Source organism: Glaciecola sp. 33A (genome assembly GCF_002836745.1).
Lineage (GTDB): Bacteria > Pseudomonadota > Gammaproteobacteria > Enterobacterales > Alteromonadaceae > Glaciecola.
Genome location: NZ_PJAR01000044.1, coordinates 1 through 21,436 on the forward strand (window position 1 = coordinate 1; position 21,436 = coordinate 21,436).

Below are 21,436 nucleotides of genomic sequence, written 5' to 3' on the forward strand. Positions count from 1 at the left end.
GTTAAAAGATGTGTTATCAGAAATTTTAAACATAGACACCTCAAATTTTATGCATAGTACGAAGTTATTGGGAGAACTAAGCGAGCTGGACTCAATGTCCATTGTCTTAGTCTTAATAGAAATAGAAAAACGATTTTCATTGGAGATTGATATCGCAGACCTCGAAGCTAAACACTTTGAAACGTTTGGTAACTTAGCATCATTCATTAAAAACCCATTAACGGTATGAAAGGTTTAACCTTATCTCAACGAGTCGCCGCTAAGACGATATTAGTGATAATTTTCTTATTTAAGTTAAGAAATAGAGCAGCAAGAAAGAAAATAGCGTTTGGCATTGCCCGACTAATCTTTGCTTTCTCACCAAAAACCAGAAAACGTTCGATCAATAATTTACGAATGGCGATGCCGGATCAAAAAAGTGATGACAGAATACGATATTTAGCAGTCACTGCTTATCAGTATATCGTTTTTGGCGTTTTAGAAAATTTTTGGTTTGAAGATATTGAATACACGTTTGAGATGGATGCAGCAACAAAAGCCTTAATCACATCAGGTGGTCCTCTTAGCATCGCGACTATGCATCTTAGTTGCTACGAAGCGGTTCCATTTGCCTTGCAAAAGCTAACAGGAAGAGTTACTACCCTTTCCAGGGTCCCAAAATTCGCTGCTGGCCTGCATAGTGTTTATGCCAAGAACGGTGTCTGTTGTGTGGATAAATCTCAAGCGGGTGCGTTCTTATCTCTGCTGGGTAAAATCGGCTCAAATGGCGTTGTTTGTTTGCATTCGGACCACTTTGGAAGTGACACAGACCTTGACTTCTTTCAGCAAAAAACTAGCGCTCCTGCTGGTTCAGCTATGTTATCCGCCTATGCAAAAACGCCATTGCTTATTGCTTACGCCGTACTACAAAAAAATAATACTTATACAATACACATTGAAACGGTTTCTGAATTTCCCATAGGACAATCACCAAAAGCGTTTCAGTTCGCAATGCAAGCAATATATCGACAGTTCGAAACTATCATCCTCCAATACCCAGAACAATGGTGCTGGTTTTACAAAAGATGGCGATAGAGTTGCATACCTTTTAAGGAGGCAGCAACTCAAATTTATTCAATTACACACTTACAACAGCATTAGTATATTAGGTTCTAAATGATAAAAACAATTCATCAGCTGGTAAAAGTTCAAGCCGAGATACGACCTTATTGCCCTGCAATAGGCGAGAAGAAACGATGGTTAACATATGCGCACTTAAATGAAGAAATAGAAACTCTCGCGCGTTCTTTCTTGTCGCTAGGTCTGAATCAATCAGAAAGAGTGGCTGTTTTCTTACCCAAATGCTTTGAAAGCGTGATCAGTATCTTTGCCACAAGCGCTGCTGGAGGAATATTTGTTCCTATCAACCCTGTGCTTAAATCACCGCAAGTAGGACATATTCTGTCTGATTGTTCAGCAACAATTCTTATAACCAGTAAGGCCCGATATGAAACCCTAAAGTCGGTTTTACCAGCAGCAATAAAATATATTGTGTTAACCGATGATACTGATGAATACGCCAGTTCCTCAACCGTTTTATCATGGTCCCAACTACACACACTCGCATTGCGTGATAGTTCTCTTCCAGACATTCTAGAAAGTGATACCGCTGCAATATTCTATACATCAGGAAGTTCAGGTCCAGCTAAAGGCGTTACCTTAACTCAGCGTAATTTAATTCTTGGTGCGCAAAGTGTTGCTCAATACCTAGATAGTTCTTCATCTGATCGCTTGTTACTTGCGCTACCAATTAGTTTTGACTATGGCTTTAGTCAATTGACTATTTCGTTTTTATCTGGCGGTAGCTGTTATTTATTTGACTATTTGTTTGCAGCAGAGTTGATTAGAGTCGTGCAACAAGAATTGATTACAGGGCTTGCTTTAGTGCCTACAGCGTGGAATCAACTTGCCAATTTGGAATGGCCTAAAGAAGCATCGCAAAATCTCCGATATATAACGAACTCTGGCGGCTCCTTATCAGAAGAAACTTTAAAAAAGCTTGTAAGGGAAATGCCAAACGTTAAGCCCTTTTTGATGTATGGGTTAACCGAATCTTTCCGTTCTTGTTTTCTTCCGCCAGAACAAGCCTTGAAGCGTCCTAAGTCAATCGGTAAAGCAATACCAAATGCGAAAATTTTTATTATAAATGCCAATGGTGAAGAGTGTGAGCCCTATGAGCAAGGAGAGTTAGTTCATGCTGGACCTCTCGTAGCCCAAGGATATTGGGCGAACCAAGAAATGACTGACTACAGATTTAAACCAAGCCCAAATACAATCACTGAAGTACCTAGCGAGCAGTTATCCGTGTGGTCAGGTGATATTGTTACCAAAGACAAAGAAGGCTTCATGTATTTTGTTGGACGTAATGACGACATGATCAAGACCACCGGGTATAGGGTGAGCCCGCAAGAAATTGAAAGCGTTATCGATAAACATGATTCGGTAGTAGATATCGTGGCATTTGGCGTACCACACACACACTTAGGCCAGGGTATTGTTGCACTAATAGCCGTTAAACCTGGTTTGCAGGTTAACGATCTGTTGCTCTCTATTAGGCGTTTTTGCAGCCTACACTTACCTACTTATATGAGCCCACATTACATAGATTTTTGCGTAGAAATACCCAGAAATCCTAATGGCAAACATAACAAGACAGCACTGAAAGAAAAGTATCAAAATATTTTTCAGGAGATATCTTCTAAATTGGAATTACAGTAAATGTTATCAATCGATAAAAAACACAATCAACTTATTTTTGCCGGTAAAACGCCCAGTGAACTAGAGCATATAGCGGGTGGTACTCCCTGCTATATATATGATCGCAATAAAATTAAAAGCAATATTATAGCCCTAACAAACTTACTACCGAAAAAGGTAAAGCTACATTATGCAATTAAAGCAAACCCGATGCCTAACTTGGTTGCGCATGCCGCTAATTATCTTGATGGCTTAGATGTAGCCTCTCATCAAGAGTTGCTAACTGCACTAAGTACAGGTATAGATCCTCGTAAGATCAGCATTGCAGGGCCAGGGAAAACGCAAAAAAGTCTGCTGGCAGCAATTATTTCTGGTGCCGTTATAAACGTTGAATCAAAGACTGAATTGGTTCGGATCCAGCAAATGTGCACCTTACACAACAAAAAAGCAAACGTTGCATTCCGAATCAATCCTGATTTTGAACTTAAGGGAGCCGCCATGAAAATGTCTGGAGGCGCTAAACAATTTGGTATCGATGCTGAAGTATTTGCTGACGTTTTTTCGACTATGAATGAGCAATCAATAAATTTCGTCGGATTTCATATTTTTAGTGGGTCTCAAAATTTATCAGTTGATTCACTATTGGAGTCTTACCGAAAATCATTGGTATTAGCCTTTGAGTTATCTAAGCAAATCAATGTTATTCCCAAACAAATTAATATAGGCGGTGGAATTGGTATTAATTATCATAGTGGCCAAGTACCAGTGGATATTGAAAGTTTGTGCATGGGTTTACATAAAATAGTAGAGGAATTAGATAAAGAGTTAATGGATATAGAGATCCACTTAGAGTTAGGTCGTTTTTTAGTCGCAAATGCGGGTATGTATTTATGTAAAATAGTTGATATTAAAGAGTCAAGAGGTAAGACCTTCTGGGTATGTGACGGTGGAATGCATCATCATTTGGCTAACTCTGGTAACTTAGGGCAGGTATTTAGAAAAAATTATCCAGTTCTGCTGGCCAATTGCATAGAATCAAAAGTAACCCACGATGTCGATATTGTTGGTCCTTTATGTACTCCACTCGATATTATTGCATCGAATATATCCCTTCCGATTTCTGAAATAGGAGGTTACGTGGCCGTAATGTTATCAGGGGCTTACGGCGCATCAGCAAGTCCCCAAGGATTTTTAAGTCAAGGAGAAGCATTGGAAGTGCTTCTCTAAAGAGCGTAAAAGTAGTATTAGTCGTACGTGGATTAGTTTTACATTGCGGATGACAGAAAATAGTATGAGCAACAACAAAATGAAGGTATCAGTCTTTTCTGCGGTCGTTGTCAATATAAGGCAAGTAACATTAATATAAAAAGAGGGTGATTATATGAATTTAAGAGTGCTTTTAGTTGAAGACAATATTGATTTAGCCAATAGTATTTTGGAGTTCTTTGCTCTCAAAAATATTATACATGACTTCGCTGGCAACGGTAATATTGGGCTTTCTTTAGCCAGTAGCAACGTTTATGACGTTTTGGTATTAGATGTGAATTTACCAGGTATCAATGGTTTAAAGGTTTGTTCGCAATTAAGACTGAAGGGAATTGATGTACCCGTGCTCATGTTAACAGCAAGAGATACTCTGTCTGACAAACTGGACGGGTTTGATTCTGGCGCTGATGATTACTTAGTAAAACCATTCGCGTTAAGCGAATTATTAGCCAGAATATACTCGTTATCAAAACGAAAAAGTGGGCTAAGTAAGTTTTTCAAAGTTGATGATCTGGAGATGAACATCCAAAAAAAGACCGTTTTTCGAGGCGGTATAAAATTAGAACTTACGCCTATTTGTTGGACGATTTTAGAAGTGTTAATGCGTAATTCACCGGACCTCGTTCCTAAAGAAGAATTGCTTTTTGCTATTTGGGGGGAAGAACAGCCAGATAGCGATAATTTAAAAGTTCATATTCATAAGCTTCGACATGTTTTAGGGCCGGGGCCAACGCTTATTCAGACAATACGAGGGCATGGTTTTGCTATTAGAGAACAGAAACTGGAGTGTTAAAAATTACGTTTTATCCGTAAGCATAATAATCATTTCGATATTATTGGCTTTTTTTGTTTGGAAAGGGGCTACAATTTTTGATAAAGGCACCGATATTCCAATCATCTATATTATGGATTCAATGTCTGAAAATTATCTGGCTGAATATCAGTTGGACCGCGCTAGTCCACTGCCCAAAGATGCAGATTTTTTGTTTTATACTGAGGCCGAAAAAATGCCTCAAGACTTAGCTTTGTATATAAGCAAAGATACTTCATGGACGGGTTTTAGGTCTATTAAGTTATCCGAACGGATTTATTTAATTGGTCGAAAAAAGCTAAACGTGGATGATTTTCTGACAATCGCTTATCTTAAAACTGATGATTCAGAACTGTCAATGTCAGTCAATTCCTATTTGAATGAGGCTTTTGAACCCATTTTATGGGCGGTCATTGTCACGTTTGTTTTATCTATTTTCATGATTGTCTATATGACGTTAAAATTCATTCGCCCTCTTAGAGATCTAAACGAATGGACAGCACAATTAAACGAAAATAATAAGATTATAAATATTCCTAATTTTAAATTTGAAGAGCTCAATGAACTTGCCAGCACATTAGCAGTGTCATTGAATGAAAATTTACGATTGATTGAAAAAGATAAGTTTTTTCTCAGAGCGGCTAGTCATGAATTACGAACACCAATATCTGTTTCCTCAGTGAATATTGAGCTAATGAACATGTATTTAGAAGTTCAACATGTTTCTCCAAAACTCACTGTACCACTTTTAAGAATAGAAAATGCAGTGAAGGACATGCAGCAGCTCTCAGAAACACTTCTGTGGTTAGATCACGATGGAGGCTCATCCATTGAAACAACGCAGTTTGATTTAAAGTCGACCATACACTCAATTGTCTCTGATAGTCGTTATCTATTGACCAATAAAAATGTTGATATCGCGATCAATTGTGTCAATGCCAACATCACCTGCAACTTTCCCTCATTCAAGATAGTTTTGGGCAATATCGTACGAAATGCCATGCAGTACACAAACAATGGTCGAATTGAAATTAATTTGGATGAACGAGTGGCACTTATAAAAAATGTAGATGCTAATGAAACTCCGATTAGTGTGGATAATTCCGACTATGGTTATGGCTTAGGTTTAATACTGGTTGAAAAAATTTGTAATAAAGGAAGCTGGAAATACTCAACACGCAACATTGTTGGCGGCAGGGAAGTTCAAATATTGTTTAAGTAAAATGTCAGGTCGAAGAAATTCGACCAACGTATTCGGTCATGATTATAAGTGCGACATTGAAGATAAAGGTAATAATAATCAACATTACGTTTCGGTATTGCATGATTATTTTAGTCATTACATTTTATGTTTTATAGTAAATAGCCCATTACTATTAGCTATTTGGAGTTCAAAAATATAGGGGATATCGTTTTCATCGACCGCAAACCAGATATTAAGAGGTGGCTTGGTTTCTGAAGTTAGGGCGTAGTGTTTTGTTGATACTTCATTGCCGCCTAAAGTCTTCATTTTAAGCCCTAGGTCTTCAGTTTTCATTTGAGTAATTGACGTTGTTTCAATATCTAATAAGCGTATTTCGGCGGGTAACGTTTGTCGATGAATTGACCAGTATTTTGGTAAGTTGGCTAACGTGGTGTGATGCGATTTTTTAGGCAATCGTAAACTTATTGGTGCCGCTTTTGTATCGGCGAACAGAAGTTGAGAAAGTCCGAGAACTTCGCCTGCCTGGGGGATGAAATTATCTAAGACTGCAATGGAAAAACCAAGCAGTTCACTCTCTTCCTTTTCTGCGAAATTTTTTATTTCTGAAAAACTCATCCAAAGATCGGCACCAGAGTTATCTATTTTTGACCAGTAGGCTTTTGTTTGATCAAAGGTCTTTTTATCTGCGCTAACAAGATTATTTTCACGCGAATACAATTCATTTGCTGTTGATTTGAGGTTTATTTCATCCCAGTTACTGCTTTTTTTAATCGTTGTGCTCTCTAAAATTTGATACCCACCTTTTGGTTTTTTTATGATTTGAACCTGCATATCTCCGATGTCATCGCCTTCAGCAAAAATATCGTAGCTAAATGTGGCGTGCACTTTGTCCGCCGCTTGTAGTCCTTGGATTGATGTGGTGGCAATAAGCATTGCAGCTAAAATGGGTGTTCTGAGCATTATTTTTTCCTGTTTGAGTATAATGTCCCTATTCAAAACGAATAGGGATGGGTTAAATTATGATGGTTTTTTTTATTGCGCCTACATTACAGATGAAGATTGCTATCACGGCTATTTTACCATTTTTCGAAACACCCACTCTAATGGACCAACATCAAAAAATCTAAGCCATACAACACTGAAAGCTATACACCCCGAACAAAATATTAATGCGCTGAGTAGAGAAAAATCGATACTTTGGTTTTCTAAGCGTCCAATAGACTCGAGGAAACCCATGCCAACGATGATGTGTGCAAGATATAAGGTAAGAGACAGTTGCCCTGTTCGATAAAGATACTGGGTGATCTTTCGTCCAGAGAATCGTTCTGATAAATATAGACATGCTATGAGAACTAAAACGGCAGAGCTGCCAGCAGAAATAATATATTGGGGCAACGGAGGAATCATGGATGTGGAAAAAAGGAATGTGATTTCTTCAGCCGTCATTGCTAATCCGCTAGAGTCGTCGAGCATGTTTCGTAAGTAATAAAAACTACATTCAGTGATAACTAAAGTAATCAGAGCGCCTAAAAACAACTTTTTTCTTATTAACTTTAGGCAAAGGTCTTGTCTACCCAGCCACATACCAAAAGTCATGAAAGCGGCCCATGGAAAGACAGGGTGAAAACCGTTAAAAAATATGTGCCTAATCATTCCATCAACTGACCAAAAGTTATTATACGTTAATGTTGCCCAATTCCAGTTCTGTTCAAAATTAAACAGCAGCATCAACACTGGAAAAATCAACATGATAATTATCGATATCCACAATAAGGACTTCTCTCGAACCATAAAAATAGCGGCTGCAAGTAAGAAATAAAATCCGTAAAAATGAAGAATGTCGGCGGCCCATATTGGCGTAAATATGAGGCCCATGACCACAAGTAATAAGCCGCGTTTCGCCACTGAGATACGAGTTTTTAATACCAATGTTTTATCAACTGAATTTCTTGCTTTCGCGGTTAAAAAAGTGATACCAACACCTGCAAGCATCACAAATAAAGCAGATGCACGCCCTTCAAGCAGGGTTGCAAAATTTATCAACAATGCATGACCCGTTTCAGCACTCATTGCGACTTTAAAGTTAACAATAACCATGCCGAATAACGCTAAAGCTCTTGCGAGATCATATCCTGCTACTCGTTGCTTCATCGAAATACCTCTTAAACATAAAATCTATTAATAGGGATAATAAATTAACTAGCTAACTAATCTTTGGATGAGATAGAAAGTGCCTAACGAATTTGAAATTCTAAAGATGAAGAATAACTTCAATGCAAGCATGTTATATCGAGCCAAGTTAACAATCGGTTAATTGGGTCTACAATTTTTACTGTAAGAAGAGTGAATTCCAGCGATGCTCGCAAACAGCATTTTAGTGTTAACCGATTATTAATGTGCTTCGACTTACTCTCGCTTTGGTATTAGCGACAACACGACTGTCCGATAAATTAGCTGACTTCCGGTAAAACAAGGCATCCGCAATGTTCGTTCTACTCTCTAGATTACTAATTGCGACTATTTTTATTAAGCTACACGATATTAGCGAGTATAGAAAACCAGCAACGACAAAGGTTGATATCTTGTAATTTTGTACTACAGTTAAATGGACAATTAATATGGCAAAAAAAATTTGATTATAAGAGCAGAGAAAAATACAACTTAAGGGAGGAAATATGTTCAGTTCTGGCCGGACGGCAGAATCTAAGAAGGAGAGTAAAAATAAGGTTACCGAACCTCATCAAATTGGTGAACGCACCATAGCAGACAATTTCTGTTCTACGTATTGTATTTTATGTTCAAAGCAAGTACATCCTATCTATATAGACACAGATGTGTTTATTGAACGATACGCTATAACAATACGAGGGAGTAAATACAGAATATCTAATCCTACGTTCAGAATTCTATGTGCTTTCAACGAGCACAAAGGAAAGACACTCAGTAGAGCGTTCTTATTAGTATATGGTTGGGGAATAGATAATAAAGTTAACAATAATGTCACTGTGGCGATTTCTGAATTACGCGCTTTATTGAAAAACAAGTCTAACTTAGAAATAATCACAATCCATGGAAAGGGATATCAGCTGTTTAATCAAAACAAAAGTATATTTAAGGGATAATAATCCCTTCAACATTTATCAAAAAACCAGATATATAATACCTTGTTTATCCCTGAGTTGATAACAGATTGCATGTCAAAACAAGTAGCGTGTTAGAAGCGCTGTTTGTTGAGCATGCATCCTCAATTGCATGAAACCACCATTAAGACTGATGCATTACCACCTGAAGTGAAACAAGACGCTTCACTTTTCATAATATACCTTTGTCATTATTAGCCATATCACGAAGTTCAAACTTTTTGATTTTACCAGTTGAGGTCTTTGGGAGATCCGCAAACACGACTCTAGTAGGGGCTTTGAAATGTGGCATACGGTCGCGACAGAAATTAATAATATCATTTGCAGCGGTCGACTGTCCGGGTTTTAAGGTCACAAAAGCGCAAGGGGTTTCACCCCATTTAGCATGCTCCATGGCAACAACTGCAGCTTCCTGTATTGACGGATGGCGATAAAGTATATCTTCTATTTCGATACTGGAGATATTTTCTCCTCCAGAGATGATGATATCTTTTGAACGGTCCTTAATCTCGATGTAACCATCTGCATGCCACACAGCCAAATCGCCAGAATGAAACCAACCTCCCTCAAACGCCTTGTTAGTGGTTGTAGGATTTTTCAGGTAACCCTTCATAACTAGGTTTCCCTGCATAAAAATCTCACCCATAGTTAAGCCATCTTGTGGCACGGGCTTAAGGGTGACTGGATCGGCTACCATCAGGCCGTCTAGCATGGGTGCGCGTACCCCTTGACGTGATTTCAACTGAGCTTGTTTTTCTAGTGGCAGTTCGCTCCAATCATTATGCCATGCACAGACAACTGAGGGGCCGTAGGTTTCGGTCAAACCGTAAACATGGGTCACTGTAAACCCGAGCGCTTCCATCCCCTGTATCACTGCAGCAGGTGGAGGCGCGCCAGCAGTCATGACGTTAACCTTGTGTTCGATACCAGACTTGAGTGAATCATCAGCTAAATTGAGCATATTCAACACGATTGGCGCGCCACAAAAGTAGCCTACCTTTTCCTGCTTGATTGAATCGAAGATGGCATCAGCCCGCACATGACGCAGACAAACGTTAACGCCGGCCATCAAGGCCACGGTCCATGGAAAGCACCATCCGTTACAATGGAACATCGGCAGCGTCCAAAGATAAATTGGGTGCTGATGCATGCCCCAAGACATTGCGTTGCTGATCGAATTGAGGTAGGCACCGCGATGATGATAAACGACGCCTTTGGGGTCACCGGTAGTGCCCGATGTATAATTTAGCGTAATTGCATCCCACTCATCTTTGGGCGGCTGCCAGTGATAACTGAGTTCACCGGTTGCTAGAAACGCTTCGTAATCAATTGAGCCAATCAACTCGCCGCCCTGCCAATAAAGATCGTCTATATCGATGACCAAATACTCATTGGGTATGATCTTGAGCGCGTTTGCGACCATTTCACTGAACTCTCTATCGACAAACAGTACTTTGGCCTCGGCATGCTGCAGGATAAAGGCAAAGGTTTCCGAATCGAGTCGTGTATTAATGGAGTTGAGCACTGCACCGCACATAGGCACGGCAAAATGCAATTCAAAATGTTCAGGAATATTTGGGGCAATGAGCGATACAGTATGGCCCTTACCAATACCATATTTACTCAATGCACTGGCCATTTGCTGGCAGCGCTGGTAAGTTTGGGCCCAGTTTCTGCGAGTGTCACCATGAACCACCGCAGTACGTTCTGGGTATAGCTTGGCGGCTCGATCCATAAACGTCATCGGTGACAGGGCTGTAAAATTTGCACTGTGCTTGTCGAGATGGTCTTGGTAAGGGTTACTATTATCGGTCATGGTGAAGCTCCTTTATATATGTTCTACTCAGAACTTTGCCTTTCTCAGTAGCCTTAGTTTGTGATCAACCTAACAAACTTTTTTCAACAAAAACATCGTTGAGTAAAGCGGTCTTAAAACAAAATAACTAAAAAGGTCTGGGCCGTTTTGGCTGTTGTAGTGGTGCATTCTGATATCTTGGCGATGGGGCAGGTTGCATAACTCCATTTAGCGATATAAATGCACCTCTGGCTGAATTTTGTGGGTGTTCGACTGCCTGTCTGATAGAAAGAACGGGGGCAAAACAGGCGTCGATTCCTTCCAGACTTCTACACCATTCACTCTGCGTTTTAGTTTTGAAAATATCAGTGAATAATTTGGATAGCCTAGGCCAATGTTTTTGGTTTAGGTGATCATTTATGCATGGGTCATCAGACAAGCCTAATTCCGCCATTAAGATGTGGAAAAACTCTTGTTCTAAAGCGCCAATGGCAATATGTTCACCATCTAATGTTTCGTATGTGTCATAAAATGGCGCGCCGGAATCTAGCAAATTTTTGCCTCTTTCCATTTCCCAGCCATATGTTTCTTGAAAGGCCCAAACGGTGCTCATTAAAAGAGAACTGCCTTCTACCATTGAGCAATCTATTATTTCCCCCTTACCGGTTTTTTCTGCCTTGAGCAGTGCAGCAGTCATTGCAAAAACTAACATCATTGCACCGCCCCCAAAATCACCAACAGTATTAACCGGAGGAGTGGGTTTTTCGCCAACTCGACCAAACGCATGGAGTGCACCTGAAATAGCAATATAGTTAATATCATGCCCTGCTGTTTGGGCGATAGGGCCATTTTGCCCCCAACCAGTCATGCGTCCAATGACCAATTTCGGATTACTTTGAATTAAATTATCGGGTGCTAAATTAAGGCGCTCAAGCACGCCAGGTCTAAATGCTTCAATTAAACCATCCGCAGAATTAATGAGCTCACGCACCATTTCTAGGTCGTCTTTGTCTTTGAGGTCTGCAGCGACGGTAAGGCGAGATCGATTTAAAGGATCGCGGGGGTTAAGAGGTGCTCCTGGGCGGTGAACTGTAATAACTTCTGCGCCGTGATCCGCAAACATCATAGCCGCAAAAGGTCCAGGCCCAATACCGGCCAATTCCACTATGCGTATTCCTTCTAATGGCCCTGACATGTTCTTTCCTTATTGAATAGTAAAATTTGTGCCTGACGCTATTGCCATTAGCTTATATTGACGCGACTGAGTCTGATAATCTTAGTCGGCAGCGGGATTTGTCTATCCATCAATACTTAGTATCTCGACTTAAACTCTATTTTTTTTATATGAAAGCATTTTTAAAGCCTCATATCAAAGTATATATATTTAAAAAATATACTCAATAGTATAATTAAATATTTCCGATATAATTTAATACTATCAGTATAAAAAAATAATGTCAGTATTTAAAAAATGGTAGTAGTATGTAAAAAATGGTAGTAGTATGTAAAGATAATGTTAGTAAATGTAATGTATTTAGTAAATTTAAGTGATTTTTAAAAGAGGAAATAGTTATGTCTGGGTCGCATCAGGTAATTTTAGCGGCAACCGAACAGGTCATGTTTGGTCGCCCTGCTAGTGAATGTGTAAAAGAGTTAGTTCAGCAACATGATTTTAAACGAGTTCTGATTTTGGCTAGTAGCTCGCTCAAGAATAATACGTCTGAGATCGCTGATATAGAGTTAGCACTTGGAGAACGCCACGCGGTAACCATTGATGGCATAAAACCACACGCACCGAGAGCGGACGTTGTCAGAGTTGCAGATGCAGCCCGCAAAGTAAACGCTGATCTAATACTAACCGTTGGTGGCGGCTCGGTAACAGACGCAGGTAAAATTGCAGCCCTTCTGGTTAAGCATAATGTAACTGATATAGCACAAATGGAAGCATTACGAATAAATGTCACCGATACGGGTGAATGGATAAATCCACTTGATAATATGCCTGATGCAGCTCCTGATATCGCGACTATTTGTATTCCAACAACCTTGTCAGGCGGCGAGTTTAACCCGTTGTCTGGTGCGACCGATGAAGTAAGTGGTCATAAGCAAGCGTACATGCATCGAAATATGGCGGCCAAAGCTATCATTCTTGATCCAGCAATGACGGTGCACACACCAGAGTGGCTATGGTTATCAACAGGAGTGCGGTCGGTTGATCATTGTGTTGAAACACTAGCTTCACTTTTATCCAATGATTTTGCTGATGGCTTAGCATCAAATGCCCTGCAAATGCTGGCTAAAGGCTTGAAGCAAGTAAAAGAAAATCCTGAAGATCTTGACGCACGGTTAAAATGTCAAATGGGCGCATGGCAATCAATGGTGCCAATTATAGGAGGAGTACCAATGGGGGCTAGCCATGCTATTGGTCATATTTTGGGAGGCGCGTGTGATGTGCCTCACGGCTATACATCCTGTGTAATGTCCCCTTATGTATTGAAATGGAATGAATCGCACAATGCAAGCCGTCAGACTCGAATATCTGACGCTTTAGGTGCCGGAGACAAAACTGCGTCACAGGCGCTTGATGAGTTAATCAGATTTCTTGGCATGCCGCGAACATTGACTGAAGTTGGTGTTAGCAAGGATAAGTTTGACATGATTGCTAATTTGACACTTGAAGACATTTGGGGACGCACAAATCCCCGACCTGTTGAAGGTGCCGACAATATTAAAGAAATTCTTAGAATGGCGATGTAATAATTATGAGTTTAGATACTGAAATAAAACCAGGCGATAGCAAAAAGCAAGCTGGCGACGCAAAAAGTGTTAAGGGCCACCTTAAGCGTGAACTACTTACTCTTAAGCGCAACCGAATAATAGAAGAAGCAACAATACTTTTCTTTGATGAAGGATATGCGGGTACAACAATTGAGGCAATTGCGGATAGGCTGCAAGTGACAAAACCCTTTATATATAGTTATTTCAAAAACAAAGAAGCAATATTAGCGGCTGTATGTGAAACCGGTATCAGCGAGGCGCTAGAAGTGCTTCAAAGCGCATTGTCAACCGATGGTACTTACCGCGATATTCTTATTCAGACTCTCTGGCAGGTAGGAGATATTGTTATAAAGCGCCAAGCATGTGTCGTGACTTACCTGCGAGAAATTAAAAAACTAAACCCTAAAGATGCTGCACGTATCTTGCAAAAACGTAAAGAATTTGATCATAAAATTGCTAAATTAATTGATGATGGTACGAGTGCTGGGGAGTTTGACCTTGGACCCCGTGCTATGGACGCTATCTGGATTGGGGGTCTTATAAGTTGGTTACCAGTTTGGTTTTCGGCAGCAGGAAAATTATCGAAAAATGATGTTCTATTTGGTTTAGTGAGTGCCGGATTAAAGTTAATTGGTGCGGCAAAAATGTCCGAAGCAGAGAAAAATAATATCACTAGATAATAGACCAAAATTAGACGTCGATTCAAATCGGAGCTAAAAAGCGAATGAAAAAAAGTGACTTTTATGACCAAAGGATACCTGACCGCGATCAGTGTGTAGTGCGATATCTAATTGACCGCTGGGCGCAGGAAGCACCAGATAAAGTATATGTCAGATTTGAAGATGGCGATACTTGGACATATGCCGAACTAAAAGAGCGAGTCGTTAAGACCGCTGTCGGGTTTCAGAAGCTGGGCGTGCAGCAAGGTGAAACTGTCGCTGTTTGGTTACCTAATGGTCCTGATGCATTGCTTTCTTTTTATGCGTTAAATTATATTGGGGCTATATTTGTGCCTTTTAATACGGCGTTTTGCGGCAACATGTTACATCACGTTATCGACAACTCTGACGCCAAGATTATTGTTGTCCACAAAGACTTGGCGCCACGACTGACCGAAATTGATTTGGCTAAGCTAAAGGTCCAGATACTTTGTGGTGGGACCTGTGATACCGATACTGGTTTAGAGAGCCATATTTTTAATGATTTAAAGGCCTTCCCTGATGAGCTTATGCCGCTTGTTCGGGCTATTGAGCCTTGGGATCCACAATCCATTATTTATACTTCAGGAACAACCGGTCCGTCAAAGGGAGTGCTGTCATCATATTTACACATGTACAGCAATGCGGGTCCCGAATCTTGGCCAATGGTTACTCGCGAAGACCGCTATTTAGTCGCCGCACCTTTTTTCCATATCGGTGGTATGGCGCCTCCATTTGTCATGTTAGTCCGAGGCGCATCATTTGCGCTGTTGAGTGGATTTTCGACTGACACGTTCTGGGCATCTGCAAAACAATCACAAGCTACGGTTGTTTTCTTATTGGGCGTAATGGCAACTTTTTTAATGAAACAGCCACCAAGTTCAAACGATAAAGAGCACGGAGTAATGAAAGCATTTATGGTGCCATTGTCTGATGATGCACCCGCCTTTACTGAGCGTTTTGGCATCGATATTTATACGATTTTTAATATGACAGAAATCTCATCACCCATAGTTTCAGAGCCTAACCCGACCGTAAGAGGTACTTGCGGAAAGGTACGTCCTGGCGTTGACGTGCGATTGGTGGACGGCAATGACTGCGAAATTCCAGTAGGGCAGGTAGGTGAAATGATTATTCGCACCGATCGTCCATGGGGCATGAATAGTGGCTACTACAAAAATAGCGAAGCTACAGCCGAGGCTTGGCGAAATGGTTGGTTCCATACAGGAGATGCTTTCCGTCAGAACGAAGATGGATACTTTTATTTTGTTGATCGCATAAAAGATGCCATTCGTCGAAGAGGAGAGAATATCTCTTCGTTTGAAGTAGAAGTTGAGGTTTGTAGTCACCCCGCAATACGAGAAGCGGCTGCGATAGGCGTGCCCAGTGAGGCAACAGAAGACGATGTTATGGTCATAATTGCTCTTGTGGAACACGCAACTATCGAACTGACAGCACTGTGTGAATTTTTGGTAAAGCGGATGCCATATTACATGGTTCCACGGTACATCAGGATAGTAGATACATTGCCAAAAACACCAACCCAAAAAGTGCAGAAAGCTCAACTTCGATCCGAAGGCGTAACAACGGATACGTGGGACCGGGACAAATCAGGTTTGAGGTTAAAGCGAGAAGTGTTGAAACAAAACTAAAAAGTATAAAAATTAAATATTTTGAGCAATATTAAAGGGGTTAAATCATGAAAATACAAAATAAATTTGTTGCGGGAGTCGCAATGGGTGCCGTCATATTGCCTTATCAAGTATGGGCGCAAGACAGTAGCGAAGATGAGTTAAAGGACGTTGAGGTCATTATTGTTCAAGCAACAAGACGAAGCGCAGCCCTTGAGGATATAGCGGGATCATTAAACGTTATATCGGGTACTGAAATTGGCGCAGGAGGTATACAATCCTCGTCTGATCTAGCGCTTGAAATTCCTAATTTTTCGGTTGGTGAACAGTTTGGTGTAAACCGGGCTTTCATTCGAGGTATCGGCTTTAATAGCATCGACCTTGGTGCAGATGGAGCGGTTGCCTTTTTGCAAAATGGTGCGGTTATTACAAGGCCTGCGGCGCAGCTAGCTGGCTTTTACGATCTATCTCAAGTAGAGGTACTTCGAGGTCCACAAGGCACATTATATGGACGCGGCGCAACAGCGGGTGTTGTCAATATGGTAACAACCCGACCTTCTGCTGAATTAGAAGGATATAGCCGCTTTACTTACGGAAACTACGATGCTCTGAGTTTTGAAGGCGCGGTGGGCGGTCCGATAAACGATAAATTGATGTTCCGTTTTGCTGGTGAGTACGAAAGCAGAGATGGTTATGGGGTCAACCGGGCAACAGGTAACTCTGTTGATGATCGTGATGCATATGCAGTGCGTGGTTCACTTTTATATGATGTAAGTGATAACTTGGAAGTATTAGTGGTTGCCGACTTTTTCCGTGAAGACGATTTCAACTATGCTTTCCATGATTTTGGGCCGTCTATTGTGCCTGCTGAATTAATGCCTGGCCCTGTTTTTGGAGGGAGTACCATTTTTGATTTGACAGGTGATCCTGAAACACGCGACATTAACTCGGATCAAGATGCAGTCAATGACCGAAAGGGTTTGGGCTTACAGAGCATAATCACATGGCGCCCCGGCGATTTAACAGTTGAATCAACAACCTCTTATCGTCAGTTCGAGCGCTTTAATCGGAACGATCTTGATGTTACTGATGTTGATGCTTTTGGACAAAACAATTATACCGAAGATAGTGAAGCGTTCACACAGGATATTACCCTGAATTATGTCCAAGATGGATGGTCATTACTCGGCGGTGCCTCATATCTTTATGAAGAGCTCGATGGCGAAGTGCTGGTGGTCTTAAATAATCTCGGTCCTATTGTTTTTGGTGCCCCTCCAGGAGTTATCCCAGACGGAATTTTCCGTCAAAATGGGACGGTAACAACCAATGCTTTGGGCCTATTTATTGAAGGTACATTAGAAATTTCTTCAGAATTCCGGGTAACTGCTGGTGCGCGCTACAACTATGAAAAACGCGAAGGGAAAGGTGATTTTACTTTCTCGGCGTTTGACACCTTTGTTAATACTGACAAGACAGAAAGTTGGAATGCAATTACCCCCAAAGTGATGTTGGAATACGATGTAAGCGACGACGTGATGCTTTATGCGGGCGTTACGAGAGGCTTTAAAAGTGGTGTCATTAATATTGGTAGTGTCAATCCTATCATTGAACCAGAATTTATTTGGAGCTATGAAACAGGCTTTAACCTGCATGACAAAGCAAGCGGTTTCACCTTAAATGGCGCTGCGTTCTATTACGATTATTCTGATTTACAAGTCGGGTTCGTCAATGCGGCTAGCCTTGTCGAAACTATCAATGCGGCATCAGCTAAAATATGGGGCATAGAACTTGATGCGTCTTATGATGTTACTGATCAATTTTCAATTCGTGCTTTTGCAACTTACCTCAATACGGAATTTACAGATTTTTGCAATGGTTATTATGCTAATGGACAAGCATCAAGACGTCAGTTCCCGATATGCCCTTCGGACCCTACTATTAGTGATCTGTCAGGTAATCAATTACCAAATGCGCCTGAGTATACAGTAGCGATTTTTGCTGACTATTATGTCGACTTGGGTGATTCTGGTCAGATGGACTTTTCTATCGACGCCAATTACCAGGACGATGTGTATTTTACTGAGTTTAATAATCTCGACGCTTTTCAGGAAGGTTTTATTAATATCAATGCAAATCTTACTTTTTCACCTAAAAGTGATGATTGGTCCATTTCTGTATGGGCACGTAATTTGACGGACGAATATATCGTGGCGAACAATATTACCGCAGCCCCGTTGTATAGCTTCGCGCGTGTAGGTTCGCTGCGCCCACCAAGAACATTCGGTATTACTTATAATATGACCTTTTAACTTTTCGCCTGCTGCGGACGTATCGTCTGCAGCACATTATTTTTTAAGAAATTAGTACAGGAATCTGCCATGTCAGACTGGATAAATACTCAAATCGATCCCGCACTTGAAGTTCGACTTCGCAAAGCAATCTGCACAGCCAATATTCCTACTTTACTAATGGTACTGGTTCAATTGACCGGTGATAAAGCTTGGCTTTCTGCGCCTTATATGCCAAGCAGGGCTCGCGGTTTAGATGATAACGACAGCGGTGGTCTACCAGAAGATATTCAAGGTGAAATTCGGATGGTTGCGGCTGATGCGATTATTGACTGGAAAAAGGGAAAACCCGTCGCCATTCCTGATCCCTCGGCTGACTTATTAACCCACATGATCAGTGTATCGACGGGGGAAAAAGTTCCCGAAAACTACGGAGAGATTATTGCTGCAGAACTATCGCCATCTGTTCCGCAAAAAAATGCTCGCACTTTTTCAGGACAAGTTCCTGAAGATTTTAAAGCTATCATTATTGGCGGTGGCGTTTCCGGCATATGCGCTGGAATACGACTTCAGGAATATGCTATCGATTTTACTATAATCGAAAAAAATGCTGGCTTTGGCGGAACATGGAAAGACAATAAATACCCTGCAGCAGGAGTAGATACCCCCAATCATTTATATTCTTTCTCCTTTGCACCGAACGATTGGAGTCGTTATTTTGCCCTGAGAGGCGAGATTATTGCTTATATTGAAGCGGTAGCTTTGGACTATGAGTTATCGAAAAATACACATTTCGAAACAACAGTGGTGGATGCAAAATTTGAAACCGGTTCTAAGAAGTGGCATGTGCGAACACGGGGTCCCAATGGTCAGCAAGAAACGTTGATTGGTAACGTAATATTAAGCGCTGTTGGATTATTAAGTGTCCCTTTTGTGCCAGATATTGCAGGGCTCGATACCTTTACAGGAAAGACCTGTCATACGGCTCAATGGCCAAGCGATTTGGATTTAACTGGTAAGAAGGTGGCTATCGTCGGTAATGGAGCCAGTGCCATGCAGGTTGCACCGGCAATAGTAGATAAAGTAAAAAGCTTAACGATTTTTGCGCGTTCAAAGCAATGGGCCGCGCCTTTCCCTCAATTCCAGCAACAAGTTCCTGAACATATACGCTTTCTGCTAAAAGAGGTGCCGCTTTATCAAGGCTGGTATCGTCAGCGTCTTGCCTGGACATTTAACGACCGTTTACATGGTGCGTTGCAGCGGGATCCAGAGTGGCCGGATAAAGCGCGTTCCATTAATGCTACAAATGACCGTCATCGTAAAATTTTTCTCAACTACATTGAAAACGAATTAGGTGATAGGCAAGACCTGCTGGAAGATCTAGTTCCAGATTATCCTCCTTATGGAAAAAGAATACTTCTTGATAATGGATGGTATCGAACGGTCGCAAAGCCGCATGTCAAATTAGTTCCGGAGAGACTAAAAGAAGTTAAAGGGGATACACTTGTTGCCGACAGCGGAAAGAGTTTTGATGCCGATGTTTTGATAATGGCGACGGGTTTTAAAAGTACGGAGATATTATCTTCTCTTGATGTCATCGGATCTCACGGCCAGCATTTGAAAGACGCATGGGATACTGATAATCCCAAAGCATATATGGGCACATTGGTACCAGATTTCCCTAATATGTTCGTTTTACTTGGACCAAATACAGGCCTTGGTCATGGGGGCAGTATTATTCCGGTGGTGGAGCGACAAATAAATTATGTATTATTGTTGCTTGAAAAAATGTTTGAAAATCACAGCAGTACAATCGAAGTTCGCAGGAATATCTTCGAAGATTACAATGAAAAGGTAGATAGTGCGCATGCTAAAATGATCTGGACGCACGAAGGTACAACCAATTGGTATCGTAATAAAAGAGGTCGTGTTGTTGCAATTACACCGTGGCGTAATGATGATTTCTGGCGAATGACTAGGAAAATAAACGCCAAAGACTATATTTTTGAAGGTGATGCCTGCGCAACAAAATCAAGCTAAATAAAACAATGAAATAGAAGCCTCATGATGACTTTCATATCTTCATTAATAATAGTTACAGTTAGCCGCACAGTGCTTGGTTAAGCCAGCACTGTGCGGTACTCGTCAATACAGGTTGGTAAGTGCGTGTATTTGACCTAAGCAAAGACAATGACTAGAGACTTTGGATCGGTAAGTAGGCGCGTGAATATAATCACGAGCCAAAGGTATCTGTTGCTTCCTTATTATTTGATTTGTTGTATTGTTTTATTAAGAAAATTACTTATCGCATCGCTTGTGCCATTAGGGTCAAGATAAGGTTCAAAATTAGACCCTTTTAACTCCACTGCACAAGCAGCAGGTCTCGCCTCTTTTGCTCGCAAATAACCTTGATATAGCACGTCGTCAGGCGCTGACATAAACAGCATAGGACATTTTAGTAATTCAAAAAAATTCTCAAACGGATAGTCCCAAACGCAGCCATAAACCATACCTCGAGCTCTCCAAGAACGCAGTGCTTGCCAGAATTCTTCATGAAACATTTCCAAATTCACACCTGCTCCGTTAGTTTCTAAGTATTCCCATGTGGCCTTTAAATACTGCGCATCTTTGTCAGGTTCGGCAGAGCCTTTAAAATTATCACGATACCACTGTTTTTCTTCATTTGTTAACAGGAGCGGTCCGATCATCATTACTGAGCGCACGCGTTCTGGTAAAAGCACACCAATCTCTGCCGCTATGCCAGCTCCAGTATGTTGCCCACATAAGTGAAATTCATCTATTTCCAGGCCATTGATCGCTTCTATTATCGGCAGTGTTAGCTCACTGATGGAGTCGAAATCAGGTGGTTCATAACTCTCGCCAAACCCAGGCAAGTCAAAAGCGATAACACGGTGAATATTGCATAATTTTTCCATAGTGCGTTCGAACATTTTTGAAGAACTGGTGTTCTGATGCAAAAAAATAATAGGAATAGCTTCAGTAGGCCCGCCGTAACGAAAATGTATCTGCCCTGATAAGGTATCAACATATGCTTTTTTGATTGTCATAAAATTTTTTCCTTAGTTAAG

At 40.9% G+C, this 21,436-nt stretch carries 17 protein-coding genes; 12 read left to right on the forward strand and 5 right to left on the reverse strand.

Annotation, left to right across the window (positions count from 1 at the left end; all coding sequences use genetic code 11):
• The 6 genes from CXF81_RS16040 to CXF81_RS16065 all read left to right on the forward strand — a co-directional run.
• Nucleotides 1-229: acyl carrier protein (locus CXF81_RS16040; RefSeq protein ID WP_101182356.1), on the forward strand; the 229-nt coding region annotated here is incomplete at its 5' end.
• Nucleotides 230-273: 44 nt separating this feature from the next.
• A complete protein-coding gene (locus CXF81_RS16045) occupies nt 274-1,074 on the forward strand; it encodes a lysophospholipid acyltransferase family protein (RefSeq protein WP_232771973.1) in 801 nt (266 codons plus the stop codon).
• An 81-nt stretch (nt 1,075-1,155) separates the two neighbouring features.
• The gene (locus CXF81_RS16050; RefSeq protein ID WP_101182358.1) at nt 1,156-2,757 is read left to right on the forward strand and encodes an acyl-CoA ligase (AMP-forming), exosortase A system-associated; all 1,602 of its coding nucleotides are present in this window, start codon (nt 1,156-1,158) and stop codon (nt 2,755-2,757) included.
• Nucleotides 2,758-3,963: a pyridoxal-dependent decarboxylase, exosortase A system-associated gene (locus tag CXF81_RS16055; protein WP_101182359.1), complete on the forward strand. Its 1,206-nt coding sequence runs from the start codon at nt 2,758-2,760 to the stop codon at nt 3,961-3,963. It begins immediately after the preceding gene.
• 154 nt (nt 3,964-4,117) lie between these two features.
• Complete coding sequence (locus CXF81_RS16060; protein ID WP_101182360.1) at nt 4,118-4,795, forward strand: response regulator transcription factor; 678 nt, start codon at nt 4,118-4,120, stop codon at nt 4,793-4,795.
• A 121-nt stretch (nt 4,796-4,916) separates the two neighbouring features.
• Nucleotides 4,917-6,035, forward strand: a complete 1,119-nt coding sequence (locus tag CXF81_RS16065; RefSeq protein WP_101183088.1) for a HAMP domain-containing sensor histidine kinase — start codon at nt 4,917-4,919, stop codon at nt 6,033-6,035.
• Between the two features lie 117 nt (nt 6,036-6,152).
• Here the strand turns inward: CXF81_RS16065 and CXF81_RS16070 are convergent, their stop codons facing one another.
• The gene (locus tag CXF81_RS16070) at nt 6,153-6,977 is read right to left on the reverse strand and encodes a DUF6134 family protein (RefSeq protein ID WP_198556420.1); all 825 of its coding nucleotides are present in this window, start codon (nt 6,975-6,977) and stop codon (nt 6,153-6,155) included.
• A 111-nt stretch (nt 6,978-7,088) separates the two neighbouring features.
• Complete coding sequence (locus tag CXF81_RS16075; RefSeq protein ID WP_101182361.1) at nt 7,089-8,168, reverse strand: DUF418 domain-containing protein; 1,080 nt, start codon at nt 8,166-8,168, stop codon at nt 7,089-7,091.
• A gap of 524 nt (nt 8,169-8,692) precedes the next feature.
• On the opposite strand from CXF81_RS16075, the gene CXF81_RS16080 reads away from it, so the two are divergent.
• Nucleotides 8,693-9,139 carry a winged helix-turn-helix domain-containing protein gene (locus CXF81_RS16080; protein WP_101182362.1) on the forward strand — a complete coding sequence of 149 codons (447 nt, stop codon included), beginning with the start codon at nt 8,693-8,695 and terminating at the stop codon, nt 9,137-9,139.
• Between the two features lie 190 nt (nt 9,140-9,329).
• On the opposite strand, the gene CXF81_RS16085 is transcribed toward CXF81_RS16080, so the two are convergent.
• Both CXF81_RS16085 and CXF81_RS16090 read right to left on the reverse strand, forming a co-directional pair.
• Nucleotides 9,330-10,973: an acyl-CoA synthetase gene (locus tag CXF81_RS16085; protein ID WP_101182363.1), complete on the reverse strand. Its 1,644-nt coding sequence runs from the start codon at nt 10,971-10,973 to the stop codon at nt 9,330-9,332.
• A 127-nt stretch (nt 10,974-11,100) separates the two neighbouring features.
• Nucleotides 11,101-12,147 carry a CaiB/BaiF CoA-transferase family protein gene (locus CXF81_RS16090; RefSeq protein WP_101182364.1) on the reverse strand — a complete coding sequence of 349 codons (1,047 nt, stop codon included), beginning with the start codon at nt 12,145-12,147 and terminating at the stop codon, nt 11,101-11,103.
• A gap of 377 nt (nt 12,148-12,524) precedes the next feature.
• Between CXF81_RS16090 and CXF81_RS16095 the strand changes: the two genes are divergently transcribed.
• The 5 genes from CXF81_RS16095 (at nt 12,525) to CXF81_RS16115 (ending at nt 20,387) form a co-directional block, all read left to right on the forward strand.
• Nucleotides 12,525-13,709 (forward strand): iron-containing alcohol dehydrogenase, encoded by a 1,185-nt coding sequence (locus CXF81_RS16095; protein WP_101182365.1) that lies wholly within the window; start codon nt 12,525-12,527, stop codon nt 13,707-13,709.
• Nucleotides 13,710-13,714: 5 nt separating this feature from the next.
• A complete protein-coding gene (locus CXF81_RS16100) occupies nt 13,715-14,410 on the forward strand; it encodes a TetR/AcrR family transcriptional regulator (RefSeq protein ID WP_101182366.1) in 696 nt (231 codons plus the stop codon).
• A gap of 44 nt (nt 14,411-14,454) precedes the next feature.
• The gene (locus tag CXF81_RS16105; RefSeq protein ID WP_101182367.1) at nt 14,455-16,080 is read left to right on the forward strand and encodes an AMP-binding protein; all 1,626 of its coding nucleotides are present in this window, start codon (nt 14,455-14,457) and stop codon (nt 16,078-16,080) included.
• Between the two features lie 47 nt (nt 16,081-16,127).
• Nucleotides 16,128-18,368, forward strand: a complete 2,241-nt coding sequence (locus tag CXF81_RS16110; RefSeq protein ID WP_101182368.1) for a TonB-dependent receptor — start codon at nt 16,128-16,130, stop codon at nt 18,366-18,368.
• A gap of 69 nt (nt 18,369-18,437) precedes the next feature.
• Nucleotides 18,438-20,387: an NAD(P)/FAD-dependent oxidoreductase gene (locus CXF81_RS16115; RefSeq protein ID WP_101182369.1), complete on the forward strand. Its 1,950-nt coding sequence runs from the start codon at nt 18,438-18,440 to the stop codon at nt 20,385-20,387.
• A gap of 224 nt (nt 20,388-20,611) precedes the next feature.
• Here the strand turns inward: CXF81_RS16115 and CXF81_RS16120 are convergent, their stop codons facing one another.
• Nucleotides 20,612-21,415 carry an alpha/beta fold hydrolase gene (locus tag CXF81_RS16120; protein ID WP_101182370.1) on the reverse strand — a complete coding sequence of 268 codons (804 nt, stop codon included), beginning with the start codon at nt 21,413-21,415 and terminating at the stop codon, nt 20,612-20,614.
• Nucleotides 21,416-21,436 lie beyond the last annotated feature (21 nt).

Bases quoted from the DNA above. Each gene is read 5' to 3' on its own strand.
- CXF81_RS16050 (WP_101182358.1), top strand. From the start codon at position 1,156: ATGATAAAAACAATTCATCAGCTGGTAAAAGTTCAAGCCGAGATACGA.
- CXF81_RS16055 (WP_101182359.1), top strand. From the start codon at position 2,758: ATGTTATCAATCGATAAAAAACACAATCAACTTATTTTTGCCGGTAAA.
- CXF81_RS16060 (WP_101182360.1), top strand. From the start codon at position 4,118: ATGAATTTAAGAGTGCTTTTAGTTGAAGACAATATTGATTTAGCCAAT.
- CXF81_RS16065 (WP_101183088.1), top strand. From the start codon at position 4,917: ATGTCTGAAAATTATCTGGCTGAATATCAGTTGGACCGCGCTAGTCCA.
- CXF81_RS16070 (WP_198556420.1), bottom strand. From the start codon at position 6,977: ATGCTCAGAACACCCATTTTAGCTGCAATGCTTATTGCCACCACATCA.
- CXF81_RS16075 (WP_101182361.1), bottom strand. From the start codon at position 8,168: ATGAAGCAACGAGTAGCAGGATATGATCTCGCAAGAGCTTTAGCGTTA.
- CXF81_RS16080 (WP_101182362.1), top strand. From the start codon at position 8,693: ATGTTCAGTTCTGGCCGGACGGCAGAATCTAAGAAGGAGAGTAAAAAT.
- CXF81_RS16085 (WP_101182363.1), bottom strand. From the start codon at position 10,973: ATGACCGATAATAGTAACCCTTACCAAGACCATCTCGACAAGCACAGT.
- CXF81_RS16090 (WP_101182364.1), bottom strand. From the start codon at position 12,147: ATGTCAGGGCCATTAGAAGGAATACGCATAGTGGAATTGGCCGGTATT.
- CXF81_RS16095 (WP_101182365.1), top strand. From the start codon at position 12,525: ATGTCTGGGTCGCATCAGGTAATTTTAGCGGCAACCGAACAGGTCATG.
- CXF81_RS16100 (WP_101182366.1), top strand. From the start codon at position 13,715: ATGAGTTTAGATACTGAAATAAAACCAGGCGATAGCAAAAAGCAAGCT.
- CXF81_RS16105 (WP_101182367.1), top strand. From the start codon at position 14,455: ATGAAAAAAAGTGACTTTTATGACCAAAGGATACCTGACCGCGATCAG.
- CXF81_RS16110 (WP_101182368.1), top strand. From the start codon at position 16,128: ATGAAAATACAAAATAAATTTGTTGCGGGAGTCGCAATGGGTGCCGTC.
- CXF81_RS16115 (WP_101182369.1), top strand. From the start codon at position 18,438: ATGTCAGACTGGATAAATACTCAAATCGATCCCGCACTTGAAGTTCGA.
- CXF81_RS16120 (WP_101182370.1), bottom strand. From the start codon at position 21,415: ATGACAATCAAAAAAGCATATGTTGATACCTTATCAGGGCAGATACAT.